Here is a 24,429-nt window from a genome sequence, read left to right as displayed (position 1 = left end):
GTGAAAGCAGTTACCCATCGGGTCAGTCACTTCGATTCACAGTGCTCCTGTGAGCCTGTGTGAAACATGAGTGTCGCTGATGTGTTTCTCTTTTACGGGTGACAGAAATGAAACTGAAGTCATTGATGATGTTGGTAGTCGCAGTCGGCTGTGGTTTAGTTGCGATGTTGGGCGTCCGACAGGTCCTGAATCGGGATAATCAAAAGGAAGAGGTTAAACGAGCAAATGTGCTGGTGACCATTTCCGAGATTGCCCCCGGGACTCCCCTGACGGAATCCAATGTGAAATTTAAATCATGGCCCATTGATCAAATACCAGAAGGCTCAGTTACAAAGCTGGAAGAATATAAAGAGCGCTCAATTAAAACCCGGGCCGTTCCTGGCGAAATCGTGATGAAAGCGAAGCTCAGTGAACAAGGTGTAAGGGGCGCATCAGTTGAAATTCCAGATGGAAAACGGGTCTTTACGACATCGGTCGATATGACCAAAACACACAGTGGTTTGATACTCCCGGGTGACTTTGTTGATGTGTATGTGACATTCACGGCGCGAAAGCAACAGGGGGGATTGTCGACCATCACTAAAGTAATTCTGGAGCGCGTCAAGATCTTTGCCACGGATCATCTCACTGACGTTGGTGGAACCGAAAGCAACCAGGTCAAATCCAAGAACATATCGTTACTGCTCTCTCCCCGTGAAGGAGCAATTCTGAAACTGGCTGAGAAAAAAGGAGAAGTTCACCTCGCCCTGCGGTCGCAATCAGATGATTCCGACACTGAGGACGTTCAGTTTGACGATCAGGAACTGGCAGAGGTCTTTTCAATAGATGGCAGTGAATACCTGCAGGATGGTGAAGAGGCACAGGGCGATGTAAAGAAAGACAAACAGCCTGTTGTTAAGAAGTCACAGGAAAACACGAAGTCGGCAAAAGAGTTTCTCGATCAACAGCAGGAGCCTCAGATGATGACCTCTGCTGAAGTCGAAGTCGAGCCGATGGAAGAAGAAAAGAAAATGTGGCAGATTGAAATTTATTCAGGCGAAGAAAAAATTGTTCAGGAAGTGGAACTGCTGGAAGAGGAACTGAGTGATCAGCAGGCAGCTCTGAAAAATCTGTGGGACTCGTTTACGAAAAGACAGAAGCAGAAAATCAATTGAAGTGTGAGCCCCTGCTCTGTTTCACCAGACAGGGGGTCGCCCAGACAGGCAGGATGGCCTGGCAGGCACAAACTGATAACCGATTCTGAGTGATACCAGGGCCCTCTTCAGGGGGCACTGGTTGACTCATTTGAAAAAGCAAGGGGCACGGATGCTGGCCTTCAACAAAACCTTCAAAGTTCATGAACTCTCACTCTGTCTGGCACTGGTCTTCAGCCTGATCGGTTCCACGGCCTACTCGCAGGGCGAACCACCTGTTCCACCTGGAGCCAGTGAGCCGGTTGTCCAGGTTTCAGCCGAGCAGATGAAACTGGAAGTGACAGAAAAGTTCTCCAAGATTCTGAAGTTTCCCGGCAAGATTAAGCGTGTCGACGGCTTCGACCCCACGGTTTTGAATGTCACCGCACTGACTCCCAACGAAATTCGAGTGCAGGCTCTGGTGCCAGGAGTGACCACTCTGGTCATTACTGACGAAAACGGAAAGATCTATTCTGTAGAGACCTTCGTCAGTGGTGATGCCCGTCACCTGCAGGCCTATCTTAAAGAGCTCTTTCCCCGCTCTTCTGTCACCGCAATCAAGGTACAGGATTCGGTTGTGCTGCGAGGCTGGGTAACCGAGCCCGAAGCGATTACCGAAATGGTCGAAATCGCAGAACAGTTTTTCCCTAACGGCGTTTTGAATCAGATGAAGCTGGCTGGTGTGCAGCAGGTTCTGCTGAAAGTCAAAATCATGGAAGTACAGCGTTCCAAGATTCGGCAGCTGGGTGTGAACTGGCTGTTCCTGAACCAGAGCGGATATGTTTACAGCAACCCGGGGTCACTGGTACCGTTAACAGGGATTTCCGTTCCCTTCGGCGGTCCACCTGCTCTGACAGCTTCCCAGCAGCTGCTGGGGAATGCCACAATGGGCTTTGGTCTCGTTGGCGATAACAGCATCTTCCAGGCCTTCATTGAAGCGTTAAAACAGGAAGCCTTACTGAAGATTCTGGCGGAACCGGAACTGGTTACTACCAGTGGCCGCCCTGCTAACCTGCTGTCTGGTGGTGAATTTCCGATTCTCGTACCTCAGAGTCTGGGGACGGTGACCATTGAATGGCGTGAGTTTGGTGTTCGCATGGAAGCGGTTCCCATCGTACTGGGAAATGGACGTCTGCGACTCGAAGTACAACCTGAAGTCAGTGAACGTGACTTTTCTAACGCGGTACAGGTTTCCGGAACTACGGTCCCCGGTTTGACTGTGCGGCGGGCCAATACTGCTGTGGAAATGAACTTTGGTGAGACCATGGTTATTGCCGGTCTGATCTCCAGCCGCAAAACGGCAGAGACATCCAAGACTCCCTTCCTGGGCGAACTGCCTGTCGTGGGAGCTGCATTCCGCCGGGTACGTTATACGGAAGGCGAAACGGAACTCGTGATCATGGTGACGCCGGAACTGGTCTCGCCACTGAAAGCGGGACAGATTCCTCCGGGAGGACCAGGGCGGTTCACCGCGACACCAACCGATCGTGAATTGTACGGAGATGGTGTGCTGGAAGTTCCCAGCTATGGAGACAAATGTCCTGACTGCCGCTATTCAGTACCTGGACCAATCAGTCCTGAGTCTATGATGCAGATGGAAGATAATGTACTGCCTCCGGCTTCCCGGTCGCAGATGCCGCCTCCCCCTGCACCACCGACGATCCAGTCTGAGGTGATTCATAAGCCTGCGATGTCTCCTGAAGAACTAAAAGCCCTGCAGGAACAGCAGAAGATGCAACAGGCTCCCGCGAAACCAGTCGCTGGTGCTCAGGGGATGAAGGTTCCCGACCTCACCGAGGGAACGCAGGGACAGTGGAAACCCAAACAGAAAACGGGAAATCCGGCACCGGCTCCTAAACCGGGGACTTTAAGTACACCACCCAAAGGACAGCCTGGTTTAATTGGACCGGGGGGCTAGAAAAAATTTAAAACCCGCCCCGCTCTGATTCGATAATAGAGTAATCAGAGGGAAGAATTAATACCTTAAGCAGAAGTGATCACTTATGAGTGGAGTAGTTCGACTATCAATTATTGATCCGAATGAGGCGACGCGCAATGAGCTGAAAAACATGCTGATTGGTGTCGATATGGTCTGGCTCGAGGCTGAGTGCAGTCGATATGAATTCTTTACTGAGGTGGTTTCACAGACCAAGCCGGACATAGCTCTGATTTCGCTCGACGCAGATCCGGAAATGGCCCTGAATCTGATTGCCCAGGTAACCCGGGACCTGCCCAGTTGCAGCGTAATTGTGGTCAGCAGATCCCAGGAAGGCAGCCTGATTCTGCGTGCCATGCGGAACGGGGCGAAAGAGTTCCTGGGCTTTCCGCTGGTGCTGGAAGACTTCCTCTCTGCGCTGAATCGCATCCAGATCTCTTCAGGGAAATCAGAGGGTGGCGAACATAAAGCGCCTCGTTCCAGCCAGGTCATTACCGTGGCTGGTGTGAGTGGCGGCGTGGGCTGTACTTCACTGGCCATCAATCTGGCCTGCTGTCTGGCGAGTAACGAACACAACAGCGTCGCGGTGATCGACCTGGATCTCGCATTGGGGGATTCTGATGTCTGGCTGGATATCATTCCCGATTACACGATTCAGGACGTGGCTGAGAACATTTCCCGGCTGGATTATTCGCTGCTGAAACGATCATTGACCAAACATAACTGTGGTGCGTTTCTGCTGCCGCGACCCGTGCAGATGGATATGTCCACACAAATCAATACGGACGTACTAAGGCGAATTATCGCCCTGTTGCGGGCTACATTCACCCATCTGGTGATTGATGTCAGCAAGAGCTATAACAGTCTCGACCTGGCAGCGATGGAACTTTCCGATTCTGTTTTAATGGTGGCACAGCTGGACCTGCCCTGCTTACGGAATGTGGTACGCCTTTCCCAGTTCTTTGACAACCATGATCAGATCGCTGATAAAGTGAAGGTGGTCATGAATCGTCTGGGGCTGGAAGATACACAGATCAGTATAAACAAAGCTCTGGAGACAATCGGCCGCGAGATTTTCGCGCAGATCCCCAACGATTACGCCACAATGGTTGAATCCCGCAATAACGGGGTTCCGTTGGTTATGCAGGCTCCCAAGGCCAAACTCACCCGCAGTATTATGCAGCTGGCTGCACACGTGGGTGGAGACAGCCTGACCCATGATGAAGACTCAGCCGCGAAGAAGAAAAAGAGTCTCTTTGGGTTCCTGAATCATTCCAAGTAGGTTGCCGCACACCCTCAGGCATCCAGATCGAGATGTGTTCCGAGAGTGCCGTCTGCGTCGGGAGTCCGTCGGGGATGCTCCTCTTCGCTCTGCTGGTCCTTGCCAGGTGGGTGTTCCTGACCGTCGCCTTCATCATAACCCAGAGGCATGCGTCCGTCGGCATCGCGGTCTCCGGATTTGTCAGCGTCACCGACATCGTGCAGTTGGTGATCGGTAATCTCTTTCTGGGTGATCTCACCACTGCGTTGCGCCGAATCAGACTTCTGTTTTTCGGCTGTGGCATCACTACGCTGGGCACCCGCGAATGAGCTGTTAATATTGACAGCTCCGGGATTGATCGAACTCATGATCACTGATCCTTCAACTGAAAGAGGTGCAAAGGCTCACTTCAGGTGGAATCTCTTCAGCAAAAATGTCCTGGTATCCAAGCCGTACTGTCGGTGGATACCAGGATATTGTCAATAGCGATTCAGCAGTACCCTGCTCTGTCAGAAGACAGTCCTGGAAATTACTGTTGCGCTTTCCAGGAGTTCAATGTTAAATGGGCCTGCCCCTGATGGTGTGGCTCATGCCAGCAGAGAATCTGTAATGCCATCTGATTGGTCCAGCCACGCTCACTCAATCCTGCAGGAACCGTTTCCAGATCAGCTGCGGTGATCTGAGAGATTGCATCGAGGACATTTTCCCGGGATTCACTCAACACCGAACGAATGGTGTCGATCGAGGGGATTTCGTCGCTGGCGTTAGTCCCTTTCTGGTACGAATCGAACCATTGAGTAAGGGACGAATCTGTTGAGCGCAGACGCTGTGAGGCGAAAAGCTCCTCCGTAATGCCCAGATGCATAATCTGCCAGGCGATATGTGCCCGTCCGGGGCCAGGTCTAAAGGTCAGTGCGCTCGTCGGATCGGAGAACTCACTGATTTCATCCAATATTTTTAAGGTCATGGCCCGGTTAAACTTGAGCAGTTCGGGGATGGTGGCGATATCGATACTCATTTTCTGTTCACCCTGTTGTTCTGACGGTGTGGCGGTTGTGAAATTCTTTGCTGGATTGTATACCTCACGGTCTACATCGGAAAAGGGGCTGACTATAATATCAGCCAGAAGTGAACAAGAATCGGGATTGTGGTTGAACTGACTGGAATCCTGAGTGTGAACAGATCAATTTTCAGCGTTAGATAAGGAAACTGCCTGACATGGGAGTCTTGGCAGAAAGATACCAGCAGAGTCTGGACTTTCTATTTGGTCGTCTCAATTATGAACGGATGGGGAGTAGCAAGTATTCCACCCAGGATTTCAAATTGAGCCGAATGGAGGCGTTATTGAATCTTCTGGGGAATCCTCAGAATCGGGTCCCCACGATTCATGTCGCCGGAACCAAAGGAAAAGGTTCTACTTCGGTAATGATGGCAGAAATGCTTTCAGCAGCCGGCTATCGCGTGGGACTGTTTACTTCTCCACACGTGACTCGTTACGAAGAACGGATTCTGGTCAATGGTCAGCAGATGGAGCAGGAAGAACTGGTAGAGCTGGTAAGTGAGCTTTCCCAGGTCGTTGCGCAAATGGACCAGGCAGAGACTGGTCTGAGCCCGACATTTTTTGAGCTGACGACAGCTCTGGCCTGGATGCAGTTTGCCCGTCAGTCGGTTGACTTCGCGGTCATGGAAGTCGGTCTGGGAGGTCGACTGGATTCGACGAATGTCTGTTCGCCTCTGGTGACAGTCATCACGAATATCAGCTACGATCACACCGCCCTGCTGGGAAATACAATCGAACAGATTACCCGTGAAAAGGCGGGGATTATCAAAGCGGGGATTCCAGTCTTCAGTGGTGTCACCCAGCCTGAGGCGATTGCCGTGCTGGAGGAAATCAGCCAGGAGAAACAGGCTCCGCTCTATTTGATGCAGCGGGACTTTTCCGGAAGGTCAGTGGAAGCAGCTGAAATGCCGGTGCTGTCAGCGGCAACCGGACTTCCCTGTCAGCAGGTTGAAGTGCTAACCCCCTGGTCCAGGCTGGAGCAGATTCCAGTGAGCCTGCTGGGTGCGCATCAGGCGATCAATGCGACTCTGGCGGTGACCGTTCTGGACTATCTGCGTCAACAGGGAGTCGAGATCCCGTTGGATCTGTTACGTAAAGGGATGGCCGACCTGAAATGGCCCGCCCGCGTTGAACTGGTGCAGAAGCAGCCTCCCGTTGTTCTGGATACAGCACATAATGGTGCTTCTATTCAGGCTTTGGTTGATACACTGTCGGCCGGTTTTTCTGAACCGGACCGGGTGCTGATTTTCGCGGTCACGCGGGACAAGGATGTGCAGGAGATGTTAAGAACACTGCTGCCTCATTTCCAGATAGTAATTCTGACACAATATCTTTCCAACCCGCGGCGGATTCCTGTAGAGGAACTGCATGAGATCACTCGATCGATTCAAGGGGAGATCGGGAACGCGTCTGAACTGGTCGTGACTGCCAGTCCCGAAGCCGCCTGGTCGCGCGCCAGGTCAGAAGCGACAGATAAAACTTTGATCTGCGTGACGGGTTCCTTTTTTATCGCAGCAGAGATGCGGGAACTGCTCCTCGGTAAAACCGATGAAGTGCTGCTGTCCGGAACCTGTTAGGTTCCCCCGTGTTCAACTGAGCCTATGGTACGCTCTCTACCGTAATCGTATGCGCAGAAAAAAAGGGAAGTGGCACTGAAGCCACTTCCCTTTGGTATTATCCAGAACTCGAAAGATTACGGTCCGACGCGAATCGGATTCCGTTTCCGTTTGTTCTTCTTACTCTTCTGAGTGGGCGCCATCATCTCTGCTTCGATTCCGGCAAAGTCAGCACTCATGCTTTCCAGACCGAATTCCATGCCATCAGTGGGAGCTGTTTCACGGGCTTCGGTGGCTTCCTTAACCCATTCAAGACTCTTGCGTTCCCGACCGAAGCGGGTTTTAACAGTCTCGTAGTCGCGTGAAGCGGCTGCTGGCAATGAGGTTTTCAGATTGCCGAAGTTATCCACGATAATGGCTTCTGCATCGATGGGCAGATTGCCGCGTGTGTTCGCCGGCAGGTTGAGGTCCGGGTGGTCTTCCAGACGAATGGAAGGTGAAGCCACGGCATCGACCAGGTAGTTCTGTGTATCAAATTCGACAGTTGCTTTTTCGTCGAATTCTTCTTTAGCGACGTCGTACAGTTCAGCAACCTGCTCACCACCGATCTCTTCACCCACGGCTGTTTTCAGGACAGAGTGAATCGTCGTTCCGGTTTTGGGGTACCACTGGAAGACTTCGAAGTTCGCCGTCTTGCCGTTGATGCCCCGAGGAGGTCGGACACTTTCCAGATAGTAGTGCACATCTTCTTCAGCAGTAACCGCAGCGGTTTCGTTACTCCAGGGAGTCATACGGGTTTCCCCTTCAGCGACAGCCGGCAGGACCACTTCTTCGATGGGACGCTGGTAGTTTGGATTTCGCACGACCAGCCGGACGCGATATTTGTAGGTCGCACCGGGAGTGAGGTCAAAGTCGAAGTAACGGAACAGCAACAGACGACCTGCGGCACTCACATTCGCTTTCAGTTTCTGAACGAATTTCTTTTCATCGAAGGCTTCGCCGGGACGCTGCTGTCTCATGTCATCGACCATGCCACTGAAAACGTTCTCCATGGCTTCGGGCTGGCTGCCGTACATGAAGTCGCTGCGAATGCCACGCATGTCAAGCTGCAGGGTGGAGAACCCTTTCTGCTTTTCTTTGAAGACGCGTTCACTCGCATGTGTTTTCTTGTACTGATCCAGGAAGCGACGATTGATTTCCAGTTCCTGTTCGATTTCCTCCTGGCTGAGGGTGAAGTTTTCAACACGGGGGTGTGTAGCGACCTTGTACCAGAATCCAGCGATACGGCTGGGGAGTGGCATGGTGAAAACCCGGTCGGTAATACCTGTGTTGACGACTTCGGGATCGAAATCAGAGCTTTGGTTGAGAGTCTCAATGGCTACATCGATATCGACTTTTTCCCAGGGACCAGCCCAGGGATCTGCACCGGAGACGGCTTTCTTGCGTTCCAGTTCGAAATCGAGGAATTCCAGCAGTTTGCCGGTCTGCATGTTCTGCAGAGAGTAGGCATCACCCAGTGAACGTTCCAGTTTATCCTGCTGTGTGGCCAGGTCGAAGACACCGCGGACGGCAACAAACCGCAGACCACGTCCTTCGCGGGCCGGGCCAGCCATTCCCATGCCGCCCATCCCTTCCGCGCCCATCATGGCAGGGTCTTCCGGCAATGCGCCGCCTACCATTTCGGGAGGAACCATTCCCGGATCATAACCACCAGGACCAGCGGCCATCATTTCAGCTTCGCCAGGAATCGCACCGAAGGTCAGACCAGTGGGAGAACCGGGACCGCCCATGCCATCCATGCCCATTCCGGCAGTCGTAGTACGACGCTTGAATTGATCATATTCCGGTTCATCCGGTTTAGCTTTTTCAGTTTCGGTACCAGACTCTGAACCTTCTGCTCCCTCTTCTGTGGTTGCGTCAACAGGACGAGTCATCATGATGAAACGTCCGTAAGAGGCGACCAGGTCTTCCACGGGGAGCCAGTCCACTTCTTTGGCGCGTTCTTTTTTAGCGTAGATCTGATAATCCAGTGGGGTAGAAAAAGCATAAGGCGAAGCTTCGACGCCATCGATCATCAGCTTTTTCACTTTTTCCCGTAAGTCATCCTGTTTGAGGAATTCTTTCCGTTTGTCCTCAGGCCACTGGCTGTTAGCCACCATGGACTCAGAGGTATCCACCTTCTGGATTAACTCCTGTGGAGTCCGTTGTTCGGTCGACCATTTGGAGGTAAAGATGGCGAAGAGTACAAACAATGCAACGAAGCCCAATACGATTTTTTCCGCATGGTTCACTGCAAATTCTTTGTAATTCATTCCTTTGAGATTGGACATCAGGTTTTTCACGGGACCTTCTCCGTTAAGTGAGTTTTACTGTCTCTGATTAACTTCAGGTTCAGATCAATCTTACATTACTGGTTTCCAGCAGGTTCAGCAGGTGTTTCGTTCTGCGGTGACGGCTGGGATGCATCTGGTTGTGTGCCTGCATCAGGTTCTGCTGCAGGGGGACTGTTATTACCGTCCGCTGGCTCTGCGGGAGTATCTCCCTGAGTTGCGGGGGGCGTTGCCGGTTGACCAGGTGTCGTTCCTGGAGTTGCCAGGCCTGAGGCTGCTGGTTGACCGGGAGTCGCTGGAGTATCTGTTGCTGGAGCATCTGTCGCAGCAGGATCGCCCGGCTGCCCTTCGGTTGCTGCATCTGCTTCTCCGGCAGGTTGCTGATTTCCATCAGTCTGTTCTGCTACTTCAGCACCTTCGGGTGGTACATATGGTTTATAAAGCGTCATCAGTCCGGCGACAGTGACGACTGCCAGTTCCGGGTCGTTCATCGCTGCATCGAGCAAGCTGCGGTTTTCCGCACCGGGTTGAAGACCGGAACCAGGAACGCCTCCGGCTTCCGCTTCCATTCCAAAACCACCAGACACGCCTGCACCAGGTAAGCCAAAGTTATCGTTGCCAAAACCAGATTCGGCACCGAAGCCTCCTGCAGCACCGGAGCCTCCCATGGCACCGCCCCGCATGGCTCCACCGCCTGCGTTGGCGACGATCGGCTGCATGTTGTCCGAGTACATCGAAGCCATCTGGACGCGAACAATTTTGGTCGGCCAGGGCATGCTGCTCAGGGATGCCAGCAGATCTGGAAGTTTGGAAGACTGGATTGTTGCTTTGAGATAAAAGGCGCGCGTTTTATAGGGGAGGTCTTCTTCCTCATTATAATAGCGTTTCAGGTTTTGGGACTGGCCGCCCATGCCGCCTCCCATACCACCGGGTACCATGCCCATGCCTTCGGCGGACATGTCTCCACCCATATCTCCTTCTCCACCTCCGGCGGAGCCGTCGACGTTGTTACCAAAGATCTTCATTAAGTCCATATCGACATCGATGGAGAGTGTGCCATCGCGGCCACCGTCCATGCCTGCACCGGGACCAGCACCACCGCTGCCCCCGCCAAACATGCCACCACCGCCAGCCATCATTTCGGGATCCATGCCCCCCATTCCTTCCATGTCGCCGCCGGCCGGAGCACTGCCGTCATCACCGGGAGTTCCACCACGCAGTTCCAGAACGGAAATCTGACGTACCGGGGATTCACTGATGTTGGCTGCACCTTTATTGACTTTGGCGATCGCTTCCAGAATGGATGTGACCAGCCAGACATCTTCCTGGGCGTTCCACATTTCTTCGGATGTCGGAGGCAGGGTTTTCCATTTGTCCAGGGGAACGTGGGGAATGGTATTCGGCGAAAGTTGAACCAGTCCTGTGCCATCTTTGATGTCAAAGGGATTGGCGGCCTTATGTGCACGCAGGATTTCAAATTTGTAGGCACTACGATAAAGGTTACGCGGTACACGGGTGATCTCACCCCGGTAAGGGGTATCTGACATCAGAGGTGTGATTTCCGGCGGCCAGACAAAGAGTTCTTTCTGCTTTTCCCAGACGAACTTATTCGACTCACCGATATAGCTCTCTTTCTTCTTGTTGATTTCCCGAAGTGCACTGGACCAGGTCTCATTGGGAGGATTCGGCTGAATCTGGGCATCGGTAAACGCCTTATCGATAGCGGTTTTACGCTCATCGATTTCTTTAGCCAGACTTCCCGTTGCCATACTCCAGCCTACCACAGGCAGGATGAGGGCGATGAACAGGATGATCCAGAATTTATGAGTAATCAGAGGTTTCAATTTATCCATTGGGGTTTCCTCTACACTCCGAAGAGAATCAGTTTATTTTCAGTTTTACTTGTACTTCAAAATCAGTCATCACAAAAGTCGAATCCGTTTTCGCGGATCAGGCGGGAGGAGCCTCGCCTTCAGCGCCGGGAGTCTCTCCCCCTTCTCCTTCAGCAGCAGGTGCTTCCGGTGGATTTTCTTCTCGCTCCAGCACTGGAATTGGTTGCCAGACGAACTCCAGCGTGAAGGTGGTCTGCTTCAGCGGGATGACTTTCGTTTCTTTCTCGGGACGTGGTCGCGGGCGAACTCCCGGACGTCCCATCGGACCCATTGGAGACGAACCGAAGCCGACATCTTCTCCCGGAAGCGCTCCCATGCCTGGCTGACCGCCTCCCAGTCCCGCGAAACCGCGGCCCATACCGCCGTCCGTGCCGCGCATACCGGGTGGTTTACCGTACGGATAGTACTGGAAGGGACGAACTTCGTCCTTGAGAATGACCGCATGGGAAATCCCCATTTTGCGAACATCCACGGGTTGAGAATTCGGGTTTTTAACAGTCCATGACTGCAGGTTCTTGAGTAGTGTTTCATGCACATAGAGTACGCCGACATCAGTTGTCGGTTTGGATTCATCGTTGTGGTAATGCACGCCGGTCAGTGTGAAGACATAGCCTTCACCTTCGGGTGGCTTTTCTTTATCAATAGGTGGCAACAGCGATTTGGCCTGCGGAGAGAGTTTTTCAAACCACTGGGCCAGATCTTTGTGATGGGTGACTGTGATACCGGGCAACTTGATGCGGTTGCTCTTGGCAATCTGTTCGTTGTCGATTTCATCGCCGACATCACGTGGCAGACACTCATCAATGGCCTTGTAAACTTCCAGCCAGTTCTCGCGCGAATCGAGGTTCCAGACCAGTTTGTTGCCGTTTTCGATCAGGGTTGTGAATTCCCCGGCAGCGGAGTCATAGCTGGATTTATAGCCCGAGACCTGTGTGGTGAGGTTATTAACTTTTGTTTCTGCTTCCCCAAAGCGATCTTTGCTGACCGAATTGGCAACGTTGCTGTAACCAACGGCTGAAATACACAGGCCGACCATCAAAGCAGCAGCACTGACCACCGCCCATGGTTTCTTGCGGCGGATTTTACGGGCCGTCGCAATTTCCGGTGGCAGAAGCGTGGTGCGAATCATGGTCTGCTTGAGTGCCTGCAGGGCGATCCCGTAGGGCACTGTGAAAGTCAGGATGTTGTCCTGGAACAGGGGTTCGTTGAGGACGGCATCGCCGACCAGCCCCTGGAAGTCATCCAGACGTTCAACTTCGTATTGCAGGTTCTGCTGCAGGAATTTCTGCAGACCGGCGAGTTTGAAACCATTGCCGGTACCGTAGACCTTAGAGATCTTGGCTTCGCGGTTCACACTGGAGAAATATCCGATGGAACGCTGGATTTCCGAGACGTATTCGTTGAACACGGGACGCAGTGCCTGGAAGACCGCACGGGGATCTTCGGAGCGGGTGGCATTACATTTCAGGTGTTCCGCTTTGGCAAAGGTGAGTTTCATTTCCTTGGTCAAAGCACGTGTGAAATGGTTACCGCCGATGGGGACGTTACGGATCCAGATTTTGCTGCCGTTCGTTACCATCAAGGTGGTACTGTCGGCACCCATGTCAACTACGATGGATGACTCTTCCGGGTTGCCGTCGTAATCGGTATCGACCCGCATGCCGAGTGAGTCGTAGCAGAGTGTATTGTACAGACCCAGTGGTGCGATCTGAATCAGTTCCACTTCGACTTTACGATCAATGAACGGCTTCAGGGTTTTGAGGACCTGATCTCGTTTCATGGCGAAGATGCCGACTTCGGCATCCAGCATGTAGCCCCCCTCTTCGATACCGCCTCCCAGAGGCTGGTAATCCCAGATGACATCTTCCAGGGCGAAAGGGATCTGCTGCTTGGCTTCGTACTTGACGATTTCCGGAACACGGTTGGACTGGACCGGCGGCAGTTGAATGAAACGGGCCAGTGATGTCTGCCCCGGAACGCTGATGGCAATCACATCTCCCTTGATTTCATTACGGGAGAGGAATGTATCCAGTGCCTGACTGATCAATTCTTCGGGATCTGCATCGGGCTGGCTGAGAATTTTCGGATGCAGAATATAGTCGAAGGCAACCGCAATAACCTGGTCGGCCGCTTCGGCATACCGTAGTCGGATGGCCTTCAGTCCGGCCTGTCCTATTTCAATGCCCCAAACAGCTTGATTTTCTGCCATGTGTCTGGTTACTCCTGCTTTCTGGTGGAACTGGAACCAGTACTACCAGAGTGCTTGCGAATCGTGTTTCGAAATTGAATGTACGAAGTGAATTCCCGTCACCTGGATGAGAGAGCTTGTTCAGGCGACCGGAAGAATCTGATTTCAGTCATTTCTGTAGAGACAGGTCAGGAAAAAATCGATAGAGATAATTCCCTAACATAAGGCTATCACAGGGTTTTGTATAAAGTCAATGAAATAACGGGTTTTGCCATCGAGTTCATCAAATTTTATCAATCTGCTCCCTGCAACTGGAAGCCCGGAAAAGCGGTTTAACGATGCTCTTTTTGGGCCTCCTGAGTGGCCTTTTATCTGCCTCTCGAAATGTTGGACGGATGCTTCTGGGCGAAAAGTTCCCGCAAACATCATTTTAGTACGATTTTTCCAGATTTTTTGCTGGATTTCATCCACAGAATCAGGTTAGTCGCTGTGAGATATGGTCTGTGAGCGGGTGAAATGGGGCTGTATTTAAGTATTGTTTCAGCATGCATTTGGGATTTCTGACCCCTGTGGGAATCAGCACTATGGATACTCGGAACCAGTTTACGTATGCTAATTGTTGTGACGGTTTGTGCCGACACCAGGCCTGCCGCGTAATCTCATAAAGTTATATCTTCTGTAAAGTATTGCAGTGAAATGACATACAATGACATTGTGATATTGATTCCGTGCCACAGTCTGGATGACTTCCCGACAGAGCTGGATGAAAAAGAGGCGGAAAGCCTGCTGAATGCCTTTGCGGTTGCCTGGCATCCGGAATTGTTGGCAACAACCCGGGTGATTCCGAGCTGGCACCGCTCCGATGAGCCTCCCCAGTTTCTGACCGATCGACTGTTGCTGGTCCCCAAGACGGCGGAGGACTGGCTGCCTTACGGATGGATTGAAGAGGCTGAGTCGAACGGAGCGACCGTTGTCAGCGGCAAAATCCAGCGCGACGAATATACCGAGGCGGCCTTAGCCCCCCTGCACTCCACCGAGGAGTCAGGTGAATCTGAGACAGAGAAGCCTGATTCGCCTGCAGTGGTCGAGTTGTCAGCAGATCTGGTCGCTGATTTTTACGCACTCGGTTTCTGTTATATTCAGCTGGAACTGCTCACCCGCTGCATGCACCATTTCAGTAGCCTGGATGAAGCTACGATTCAACGGGAAGCAATTGCCGCCGCCGATGCTGCCCTCGCTCACGATGAAGAAGCTGCCCGGGCGCATCTCAAGGCCTGTTTCGAAGTGTTGCTGGAAAACCGCGAACGGTTTTATCCCATCGACTGTTACCTGATTGACCTTTGTCTGGTGGCTCCAGAATGGGCCAAGGAGAGTTTCCAAGAGGCGATCGAAGACGAACAACCTCTGAACATCCTGATTACGGCGCAGGATCTGGAGACTGTTGCGGAACAGAATCCGGACCTGATCACGGTCTTGAAAAAGAGCTGTGATAACAGGGAGACGGAAGTCATCGGTGGTGAGCGGGAAGAGATTGCCACCCCTGTGATTGCGGTGGAATCGCTGATCTGGCAGTTACAGGCTGGTTCAGAGAAGATTCGCGAACTTTCAGGACGGGCACCGACGACCTGGGCGCGACGACGGTTCGGACTGGCTTCCCTGCTGCCGATGCTCCTGCATCGATCGGGATTCCATTCAGCCCTGCACCTGGTTCTGGATGACGGGATTTATCCGGATTACGAACAGAGTAAGATTCACTGGGAGGGGGCAGACGGCACCATTCTGGATGCCTACTCTCGGATTCCGATGTCAGCCGAAGGTGCTGCGAGCTATCTGCGATTCCCCCAACGAATGGCGGAGTCGATGGAGGAAGATCAGGTCGGGGCATTAATGTTTGCCCGCTGGCCTGATGTGAAATCGCCCTTTTATCAGGACATGAAACGCATTCATCGCTACGCGCCGGTATTAGGTAGCTTCGTCCTGCTGAATGACTTCTTTCAGGATACCGAATCTTCAGGGCGGCATTCTTCCTACGATGCGCGAGAGTATCTCTCTCCCTTTTTGAGCCAACTGGTGGCGATGCGGAAGCCGGACCCGTTGAGTCGCTTCATTGACTGCTTTCAAAGACATGACGAGTTTATGGCGGGACGCTGGTTTCAGACAGTGGCCCAGGCAATCTATGGGAAGCCGATTCAAGAGCCTTCTTTATTAGAGCTGGAAGCAAAGGTTGAAGACGCACACCCGGACGCTGAGGAAGAGATGATTCAGGCGGCACGTGCAGCACTGGAGGGTTTCCGGGACGCGGGTGTCAAAAAACTGGCCGACATCATTCTTCAGGGAGCTGACTCATCGCAGTCCGGTGTGCTGCTGTTGAATTCACTTTCGTTTAACCGGCGTGTCGTTGTCGATCTCTCCGATTTTCCCTTCGAACCGGAGCCGCGGGATTACATCAAGGCGACTCAGTTCGACGGGCAGCGCAAACAGGCGGTGGTGGAAATACCAGGTGCGGGATTCGTCTGGCTGCAGCCTGGGAAGAAGCCGGCACCGGCGGTTAAGAGTAATATTCCGATCGGTGAGCCGCTCCTGTTACGCAACGAATTCTTCGAGGTGCACATCCATGAAGAGACCGGCGGGATTGCGCAGATCAAAGAGTATGGTCGTAAGCCTAATCGCCTGAGTCAGCAGTTGTCATATCGTTTCCCCTATCAGCGGAATATTCCCCGCCCCGATCCCCTGGGGGACTGGGATGAGAAAACACCCTATGCTGCTATTCGAAGTGTGAAGGCCGAATTGACCTGTGCCGGGCCCGGAATGGGCGAGATTGTCACCACTGGTGAATTGTATGATCAGGTCAGCGACAGCCCCCTGGCGACATTCCGACAGACATTTCAATTGTGGCGGGGGCGTCCGGTACTGGATGTGAAAATTGAGCTGGATGTGCAGGTACAGCCCGAAGGAAATCCGTGGGACCATTACTATGCGGCCCGTTTTGCCTGGGGAGACAGCACAGCGTCCCTGACGCGTTCGCTCCTGGAAAGTGCCCACGCGTTTCAGGGAGAACGTTTCGAAGGCCCGCACTATTTTGAAATCGCCGAAGGCGAGGAGCGGGTGACGATTCTAAATCACGGGCTGCCCTTCCATCGCAAAACCGGTCCCCGCATGCTCGACAGTATGCTGGTGGTCGAAGGGGAAACCAGACGCGAGTTCCAATTCTCGATTGCCTTGAACCAGAACTTCCCGATGCAGCTGGCTCGAAATGCGATGGTGCCGGTAGCTCAGTATGCCAGTCCCGCAGGTCCGCCGCGAATGGGCGATCAGGGTTGGCTGTTCCATGTATCGGCCAGTAACGTGCAGATCACCCGGGTGATGGATCTTAAACGCGATGAGCTGCGACCCGATGATTCGCGGAAAGGGTTTGCCGTACGTCTGCTCGAAACGGAAGGCGTACATCGTTCAATAAAACTGCGTTGTTTCAAATCCCCTGTGAGCGCCCGACAGCGTGATTTCCAGGGGAAGACCGTTGTCGAGCTCCCCGTAGAAGAGGATGCGGTGCTGGTCGAAATGTCGCTGTATGAAATTGCTGAGATCGAAATTTTCTTTGAGGAGTCGAACTGACAGATGATCGTGACGATTGATGGTCCTGCAGGATCGGGTAAAAGCACCGCAGCGCGGGGGCTGTCTCAGCGGTTGGGTTTCGAGTTTCTGGATACCGGGGCCATGTATCGTTGTGTGGCGCTGGCGGTCCTGAACCAGGGCATCGATCCAGCAGACTCACAGTCCGTCGGCGACGTCAGTCAGCAGATTCGTATTTCCTTTGCTGACGCACATGTGATTCTGAACGGAGAGGATGTCACCCAGGCAATTCGAACTGCAGAAGTTTCGGAAGCGGCGTCGCAGGTCGCGCAGTATCCAGCGGTCCGGGAAGCTCTGGTGCATCTGCAGCGACAGGCTGCTGAGGGGGTGAATATTGTCAGCGAAGGACGCGATCAGGGGACGGTGGTGTTTCCAGATGCACTTTGCAAGTTCTTTCTGATTGCCGACCCCGAAGAGCGTGCCCGGCGTCGCTTTGATGAAATGCAGGGACAGGATCAGGAGATTACCCAGGCAGAGATACTGCAGCAGATCCACCAGCGCGATCAGCGGGATGAAAGCCGCACCGTCGCCCCGTTAAAACCGGCCGACGATGCGGTGGAAATCAATACCTCTCAGCTTTCAATCGAGGAAGTCCTGGATCAGCTCGAGCAGACAGTTCGTGAGCGTCAGGCTGCTTCAGCCGAGTGAATGCCGAACTGATTACGGTTGAACTCGTAATTAAAACATCAGAGTCAAAGTGGCGGTCGTACGACTGTCGAGCAGATCTTTTCTGTTGGACAGCGGGAATTCCCAGGCAGCGGCGAATGACAGACACTTATTGAAGCGATAGTCGGCACCGAAGGCGAATGTCAGGACATTGTTTCCAGCAACACTGGATGAACCCAGGTTGATCCAGTCGCCCCCTTCGATATTCAGAGGGAGAGCCTGACCGCTTTTGGTGTAGACGATGCCGTTCAACTCAGCCAGAGCAGAGAGTTTGCTGGTTACGGGGTGGTCGTAATGCACGCTGTAGTAAATCGACTGCGATTCTTCAGCAGTATCTCCGGGAACGTGATATCCGGTGGAGGCGATGAGGTGCCCAGAACCAATCTGCTTACCGATCGACAGATACGGAGTCCAGACACTGTCGCCATTCCCCTGGAAGACGCGTGAACTGCCGTTGGTAGCCTCGTAAATCAGTCCCCCCGACAGCAGGAACTGGTTTTCCACATCGCGGACCAGAACGTATTTCAGTCCCAGGCCGATGTCGGACCAGCCGGTTCGGTTGCCGATTCCCCGTGTCTGCAGGGTGTTGTAACCATCTTTGACGGCGATGACTGAGAGGCGTTCGTTGAGCGCGACTCCCAGCTGAAGTGCGTAAACCTGCAGGTCCCCTGCCCCCAGAACCGGCGTTTGGGAATCGATCATCTGATTGATGAAGATGCCTCTAACATAAGTCAGCGAGCGGGGATCGATAGACCAGACTGGATTGCTGACCGGCATCACGAAGTCTTCGAAACAGCGGTCGCTGGGAAAGCGATTCAGCAGAGGAATGCGATCGCAGAGCGTGCAGGTCTGGCAGGATTCACAGCTGCAGACCGGAGTCTGGCAATTACAGGTACCGCAGTTACAGCCCGTTCCGCCGGGACAGGCGGCAGGCTGCACAGTGGGAGCAGTAATGGCTTCGACCTGGGATTCCAGGGGGAGTTGCGCTGGAGTTGCGGGATCTGTCAGAGAGGGTGCCGGCGCAGGTTCGAGTTCACGAAAGACATCTTCAATGGACTTGGGTGCTGCTGGTTCTTCGGCGAAAATTGCCGATCCGCAGATGTGGATAACGAGCGTGGAATAGAAAACCAGCGCAAACCTCATTTCTTCCCCCTCCTGAAAATGAGACGATTCAATGTTTTACCTGTTTCGTCAGAAACAATAAATTCTCTCTTCAGATATCGGCACTTCTGAAATGTGAAAACAGGTATATAAGTGCAACTTTATTCGTTTTTCCTGATTTGAAGGGAATACCGCTTTTGCCGCTAACGTAAAAAAAGCACGCCAGTGAGGCGTGCTTTCCGGTTCAGGAGATTCAGAAGAACCTGTGTTGTTTCAGTTATTTACAGTTGGCGGTTGCTTAGTGCATCAACTGCTTTTCGAAGTCGATCTCGTATTTTTTCATCTTCTTGTAGAGTGTCGTCCGGTTGATACCCAGGGCTTTGGAAGTGTTTTGACGGTTCCAGCCGTTGGCTTCCAGTGCTTCGATGATGATCTGTCGCTCGGGATTGGCGAGGGCATTTTTCAGCGAGCTACGTCCGCCACTGCTGGTCTCTGTGGAGAGTGAGTAGGACTGTTCCTGACGGATCTGCTCAGGCAGATCATGCACGCGAATGTACTCCCCTTTAGAGAGGACTACCGAGCGTTCGATGACGTTGATCAGTTCCCGCACGTTACCTGGCCAGGAATATTTCAGCAGGGCCTGCATGGCGGAAGGATCGAAACCTTTGATCGATTTTCCGATCTGTTCGTTGTAGACCTTAAGATAATGTTCCACCAGCAGCGGGATGTCGCTCATGCGTTCCCGCAGTGCGGGCTGGGTGAGTGTGATGACGTTAACACGGTAGTAGAGGTCCTGCCGGAACTCCCCTTTCGCCACCATCTCTTCCAGATCCTGGTTGGTGGCCAGAATCAGGCGGATGTCCACGGAGTGTGTTTTGTTATCGCCGACAGCTTCAAACTCACGGTCCTGTAGAACACGCAGCAGTTTGACCTGCAGGCTGGGAGAAGCGGTCGCGATTTCATCCAGGAAGAGTGTGCCTCCGTCGGCCTGGAGGAACTTACCAATTTTGTCGTGAGTCGCTCCGGTAAACGAACCGGCTTTGTGTCCGAACAATTCACTTTCGAGCAGCGTGTCAGGCAGTGCCCCGCAGGCGACTTCGACGAATGGTTTGTTGGCACGATCGCTCAACTGATGAATGGCGCGGGCCGTCATTGTCTTACCGGTTCCGTTCTCTCCCAGAATCAGAACAGTGGTACGCGTATCGGCGACGCTTTCGATCAGATCAAACATCTTCTGCATTTTGTAGTCCTGTCCGACAATGTTGGACAGGCCATAACGCTGATCGAGTTGCGCTTTGAGTGATTTGTTTTCTTCGACCACCTGTCGCTGATCCAGGCAGCGTTCAATGGTCAGGCTGAGTTCTTCATCAATGACCGGCTTGGTGAGATATTCGAAGGCCCCGAGGCGGATTGCTTCGACTGCACTTTCGATCGTGCCGTATCCGGTGAGCATAATTACGGCGGTGTCGGGGGCATTCTGCTCAACCCACTCCAGCAGATGGAATCCATCCTGATCCGGCAGGTTGACATCACAGATCACGACTTCAAACGGAAATTCTTTCAGTCGTTCGATGGCATCGAGGCAGGTCAGAGAGGTCTCTGTACGGTGCCCCAGACTACGCAGATAGTCTGCCATGGCTTCCAGAATGTATTGGTCGTCATCAACTACCAGTAATGAGCCTGAATTTGTCTTCATTGATTTATGTCTCGCCAAAAGGTGCTTGTAGCGTTGTAATCGTCGTACAACTGATTTGATGGATCAAAGTTAATAGGATGTTAGATCTCACTGGAACCAGTGTCTGGCACTGTCAGCGACCGTCCAGACGGTTCGACAGCGCAGATGGCGGAATCGCTCACCTGCTCCGGGGAACATGTGAAGAGACCGGGTTTCAAATCAGGCTGCTTGTCCGCCATCCCGGCGAACAGTGCGACCCGAGTTGAAAACTGGGAGACAATCATGATGAAGGGGTACCAAAACATAGACCACAGTTTCCTGCAGGCAACATCGGGAGCGACGCGGCTGTTGATTTTGGGAAGCAGCTGTTCCTCGGTTGCATCTTTGAGGTTCAGGAAACTGTTAATGTGACCACTGCTTGAGGTCGGCGATGGTTGGATAATGCCGCTTGCAGGGATCGCAGTGGATCTCGCGCTGTGTTGCAGTGGCTCAATTGCCCCGCAGAACTGCTTCAGGCCTGAAAGTCGGTACAATCCCTGATTTCGCCATTTGAAACGCTATTTAGCCAGTATTATCCCAGTTTCCTATGTTTTGACTCAATCCGGGGAGAGAAATCATCACCGATTTTGGTGATCTGGGAGAGTTTTGGTGTGTTTTTCAGTCATGAATGAGGCAATGTTGTTTTTTGAAGGCATTCAGCTGAGATGAAATCAGAAGATTTACTGACAGGTAACGAATGATAACTGTAAACAGAGCCTTGAGATGGTGCCCCTGTACTGCTACTATTGGGACTTTGGTGGAAAGATTTTGGACGGTCTCTCAGAGCTGTAGTGATCTTTTGTCAGACCCGGTCAGACTCAGTGTCCCGTTGCATGTTACCGCTGCTTTTCTTTCGCGGTGCCGCGGCGGTGTTTCATTGTGTGAATGCATTCATGTCTGTTTTGACAGATCTGACCCGTCGCAGTTTATTTCTGATGAGAACTTCGGGTGGTCATGCTCCGTAAAAAGCAAACTGCCTGGATAGTCTTTCGAACTGGTATTCCCGGTCAAACAAAGTGGGAGTTGTCCGTTGTTAAGAGCGATAATTAGTGATATTCACGGTAATCTCGAGGCGCTGGAAGCTGTCCTGGCTGACATTGATCGCCGTGAGATCAGCGAGATTTATTGCCTGGGTGATATCATCGGATATGGACCCAATCCGCGGGAATGCATCGATCTGGTCAGACAACGATGCAAGAAGTCTCTGCTGGGGAACCACGACCAGGCTGCCCTGTTTGATCCGGAAGGTTTCAATGCCGGTGCCGAACGCGCCATCTTCTGGACTCGGAAGATGCTGGAGACGGGTGATGCCAATAAAAACCAGGATCGCTGGGATTTTCTGGGCGAACTGCCGCGGATGATTCGCGAGGATAAACTGCTGTTCGTGCATGGTTCCGCCCGTAATCCACTAAACGAATACGTCTTCCCGGAAGACATTTATAACCAGCGGAAAATGGAACGTATTTTTGGTCTGGTCGACCAGTACTGCTTCCAGGGACACACTCATATTCCCGGCATTTTTACAGAAAGCATGAATTTCCTTGCTCCGGATGAGATTGATTACGTTTACTCATTCGGCGAGGAAAAATTCCTGGTGAATGTCGGTTCGGTGGGACAGCCCCGTGATGCGGATAGCCGCTCTTCCTATGTCATTATCGATGATGAGAAGGTGACCTTCTGCCGGGTTGAATACGATTTCAACACGACCGCCGAGAAGATTTACGATATCCCTGATTTAGATAACTTTTTGGGCGATCGTCTGCGTGACGGTCGATAATCATGGAACAAAAACGACTTTTACTCTTTGTAGTACTGTCTGCCACAGTCATCTTTTTCTGGCAGATGTTCATTGTCCCCCGCATTGCTCCCCGTCCTCAGGTTGTCGCAGAACAGCAGGCTGAGAACGCGCCTGCGCAGGATGAGCAGGATCCCGATCTGCCCCTGGTCGCGAAAAAGCCGCCGACTAATGGCGAAGTCAAGCCGTTGCCCGAACAGCCGGCAGAACAGAAAGCCGGTTTTGCCCGCAATCCCAATCGGACAATTGTACTCGGTTCACTGGACCCGGACTCAGGCTACTTTCTGCAGGCGAAAATCACGACTCAGGGGGCTGCTGTCCTGGAAGCCTCTCTGAACGATCCACTCTACAGAGACCTGGACGATAACAAGAAACAGTTGCAGATCCTGGGGGAATTCAGTGGTGCCAAAGAGGTTTCGCGGTCTTTACAGATCGAGATGAAACAGCTGGACCAGAAACTGGCCCCCTTCCTCACCAATACCCGTCGCGCTGACTGGAAGGTGCTGGAAGAAGTGAAAGATGCCGACGGAATCATTCATTCGGTCCGCCTGGGACTCAGTGCTCCGGATGGGAGTATTGAAGTTCAGAAGGTATTCAGCCTGAAGAAATACCGCAAACCTGAGGGAGAGGATTTTCGCGAGTTCCGCAATACCCAGCAGGCCGGTTACCTGATTCACTTCGATCTCAAACTGATTAACGAAAGCTCACAAGGGCAGGTGCTGGATTATCAGCTGCTGGGTCCCGTGGGAATTCCGCTGGAGAACGCAGACAATACGCGTAAGTTCCGCGATGTTCGCATTGGATTCCTGCAGGACGATATGAGTGTCGACACCACGACCTTATACGCTGCAGACATTATCGAAGAAATTCAGGAACAGAACGTCGAGAAATACACACGGGCTTTTCAGTTCGCCGGTGTGGACGTTCAATATTTTGCCGCCCTGCTTACTCCGGATGGCAAGAACTATAAGCCGGAACTGGTCAACGGTGAGATGCAGTCCAATTATTCTGCGAGTGTCGAGCCGGTGCTCATCCAGCAGAATGTGAAAACTGAAGAACAGAGCCGCATCACGGTCAAAATCAATTCTGATGAGATCGAACTGCCCGCCGGCGGTGAGACCGAGCACAGCTATGCTCTGTATGCCGGCCCCAAACGGGAATCGTTGCTCGGACCGCCGTTGAAGGCGACCGAGATCATGGACTTCGGTTTCTTCGGTCCCGTAGCTAAGCTGATGCTCTGGTTGCTGACGACATTGCACAGCATTGGTCTGTCATACGGGATTGCCATTGTCTGCCTGACTGTGATCGTGCGGGGAAGTCTGTATCCCCTGTCGCGGAAGCAGGCTGTAGGCGCTCAGAAGATGAAAGAGCTGCAGCCGCAGATAGCCGAGCTGAAAAAGAAATACGGCGACGATCGCGAGAAGCTGGGCCGGGCGCAGATGGAGTTGTTCAGCAAGAATAACTACAACCCACTGGCTGGCTGTCTGCCGATCTTCCTGCAGCTGCCAATCTTCTTTGGTCTCTACACCGCGTTGAACAATGCCGTCCAGTTGCGAGGAACCCCGTTCCTCTGGATCGACAACCTGGCTGCTCCGGATGCCCTGTTCAAGCTGCCGTTCAATCTGCCGGTTCTGGGAGATAACTTCAACCTGCTGCCATTGATTACTGTAGGACTGTTTGTGGTACAGCAGAAGCTGTTCATGCCGCCTCCAACCGACAAAGATCAGGAGCTGCAGCACAAGATCATGAACTACATGATGATTGCGATGGGCTTCCTGTTCTACCGCGTGCCGGCCGGTTTGTGTGTGTACTTCATTGCTTCCAGTTTGTGGGGGATCTGCGAGCGGAAACTGCTGGATTTCCAGGCCAAACGTCATCCTGCGACCAGTGCCGATCCGAATGTGATCGAAGTCACAGCGGAGACGAAGAAGTCTTCGCCGAACAAGAACAAGAAGACGGACAAAGAGGATGAACAGCCTGCGAAAAAAGGCTGGTTTGCCCGCTTGCAGGAGATTGCCGACCAGGCTCAGGCCCAGGCAGCGCTGAATGAAAAACAGCGTGATCAGAATCCCCGCGACAAAGGCAACGGGAAGAAGTCCAAGAAACGTCGATAGTCAGGACGTCCTGA

15 protein-coding genes are annotated in these 24,429 nt (G+C 52.7%); 8 read left to right on the top strand and 7 right to left on the bottom strand.

The window, feature by feature from the left end; all coding sequences use genetic code 11:
- Nucleotides 1–107 precede the first annotated feature (107 nt).
- From cpaB to F1728_RS01120, 3 genes are all read left to right on the top strand, one after another.
- Nucleotides 108–1,154 (top strand): Flp pilus assembly protein CpaB, encoded by a 1,047-nt coding sequence (gene cpaB / locus F1728_RS01130; protein ID WP_155362543.1) that lies wholly within the window; start codon nucleotides 108–110, stop codon nucleotides 1,152–1,154.
- Between the two features lie 121 nt (nucleotides 1,155–1,275).
- Nucleotides 1,276–3,090 carry a type II and III secretion system protein family protein gene (locus tag F1728_RS01125; protein WP_155362542.1) on the top strand — a complete coding sequence of 605 codons (1,815 nt, stop codon included), beginning with the start codon at nucleotides 1,276–1,278 and terminating at the stop codon, nucleotides 3,088–3,090.
- A gap of 85 nt (nucleotides 3,091–3,175) precedes the next feature.
- Nucleotides 3,176–4,390, top strand: a complete 1,215-nt coding sequence (locus tag F1728_RS01120) for a nucleotide-binding protein (protein ID WP_155362541.1) — start codon at nucleotides 3,176–3,178, stop codon at nucleotides 4,388–4,390.
- Nucleotides 4,391–4,404: 14 nt separating this feature from the next.
- Here F1728_RS01120 and F1728_RS01115 read toward each other — a convergent pair whose 3' ends face one another.
- Nucleotides 4,405–4,737, bottom strand: coding sequence for a hypothetical protein (locus tag F1728_RS01115; RefSeq protein ID WP_155362540.1), 333 nt, complete (start codon nucleotides 4,735–4,737; stop codon nucleotides 4,405–4,407).
- Nucleotides 4,738–4,898: 161 nt separating this feature from the next.
- Nucleotides 4,899–5,387 carry a DinB family protein gene (locus F1728_RS01110; protein WP_155362539.1) on the bottom strand — a complete coding sequence of 163 codons (489 nt, stop codon included), beginning with the start codon at nucleotides 5,385–5,387 and terminating at the stop codon, nucleotides 4,899–4,901.
- Nucleotides 5,388–5,587: 200 nt separating this feature from the next.
- Between F1728_RS01110 and F1728_RS01105 the strand changes: the two genes are divergently transcribed.
- Nucleotides 5,588–7,006, top strand: coding sequence for a bifunctional folylpolyglutamate synthase/dihydrofolate synthase (locus F1728_RS01105; RefSeq protein WP_155362538.1), 1,419 nt, complete (start codon nucleotides 5,588–5,590; stop codon nucleotides 7,004–7,006).
- 116 nt (nucleotides 7,007–7,122) lie between these two features.
- Here the strand turns inward: F1728_RS01105 and F1728_RS01100 are convergent, their stop codons facing one another.
- The 3 genes from F1728_RS01100 to pilM all read right to left on the bottom strand — a co-directional run bounded on the left by F1728_RS01100 (nucleotide 7,123) and on the right by pilM (nucleotide 13,416).
- Complete coding sequence (locus tag F1728_RS01100) at nucleotides 7,123–9,327, bottom strand: hypothetical protein (protein WP_194242629.1); 2,205 nt, start codon at nucleotides 9,325–9,327, stop codon at nucleotides 7,123–7,125.
- Between the two features lie 65 nt (nucleotides 9,328–9,392).
- Entirely contained in the window at nucleotides 9,393–11,168 is a 1,776-nt protein-coding gene (locus F1728_RS01095) for a hypothetical protein (RefSeq protein ID WP_155362536.1), read from the bottom strand.
- Between the two features lie 97 nt (nucleotides 11,169–11,265).
- Nucleotides 11,266–13,416 (bottom strand): type IV pilus assembly protein PilM, encoded by a 2,151-nt coding sequence (gene pilM / locus F1728_RS01090; protein ID WP_155362535.1) that lies wholly within the window; start codon nucleotides 13,414–13,416, stop codon nucleotides 11,266–11,268.
- A gap of 675 nt (nucleotides 13,417–14,091) precedes the next feature.
- On the opposite strand from pilM, the gene F1728_RS01085 reads away from it, so the two are divergent.
- A complete protein-coding gene (locus F1728_RS01085; protein ID WP_155362534.1) occupies nucleotides 14,092–17,007 on the top strand; it encodes a glycoside hydrolase family 38 N-terminal domain-containing protein in 2,916 nt (971 codons plus the stop codon).
- Nucleotides 17,008–17,010: 3 nt separating this feature from the next.
- On the top strand, nucleotides 17,011–17,673 hold the full coding sequence (gene cmk, locus F1728_RS01080) for a (d)CMP kinase (protein ID WP_155362533.1): 663 nt from the start codon (nucleotides 17,011–17,013) through the stop codon (nucleotides 17,671–17,673).
- A 30-nt stretch (nucleotides 17,674–17,703) separates the two neighbouring features.
- Here the strand turns inward: cmk and F1728_RS01075 are convergent, their stop codons facing one another.
- Both F1728_RS01075 and F1728_RS01070 read right to left on the bottom strand, forming a co-directional pair.
- Nucleotides 17,704–18,834: a hypothetical protein gene (locus F1728_RS01075; RefSeq protein ID WP_155362532.1), complete on the bottom strand. Its 1,131-nt coding sequence runs from the start codon at nucleotides 18,832–18,834 to the stop codon at nucleotides 17,704–17,706.
- A 256-nt stretch (nucleotides 18,835–19,090) separates the two neighbouring features.
- Entirely contained in the window at nucleotides 19,091–20,488 is a 1,398-nt protein-coding gene (locus F1728_RS01070) for a sigma-54-dependent transcriptional regulator (RefSeq protein ID WP_155362531.1), read from the bottom strand.
- 1,048 nt (nucleotides 20,489–21,536) lie between these two features.
- On the opposite strand from F1728_RS01070, the gene F1728_RS01065 reads away from it, so the two are divergent.
- Nucleotides 21,537–22,283, top strand: a complete 747-nt coding sequence (locus F1728_RS01065) for a metallophosphoesterase family protein (protein ID WP_155362530.1) — start codon at nucleotides 21,537–21,539, stop codon at nucleotides 22,281–22,283.
- Between the two features lie 2 nt (nucleotides 22,284–22,285).
- A complete protein-coding gene (locus tag F1728_RS01060; RefSeq protein ID WP_155362529.1) occupies nucleotides 22,286–24,415 on the top strand; it encodes a YidC/Oxa1 family insertase periplasmic-domain containing protein in 2,130 nt (709 codons plus the stop codon).
- Nucleotides 24,416–24,429: the final 14 nt, after the last annotated feature.

Origin of the sequence: Gimesia benthica, from assembly GCF_009720525.1 — a bacterium.
In the GTDB taxonomy this organism is placed as follows: Bacteria; Planctomycetota; Planctomycetia; order Planctomycetales; family Planctomycetaceae; genus Gimesia; species Gimesia benthica.
Note: the sequence above shows the minus strand (reverse complement) of the source record. Positions and strands in the feature narration are given on the sequence as shown.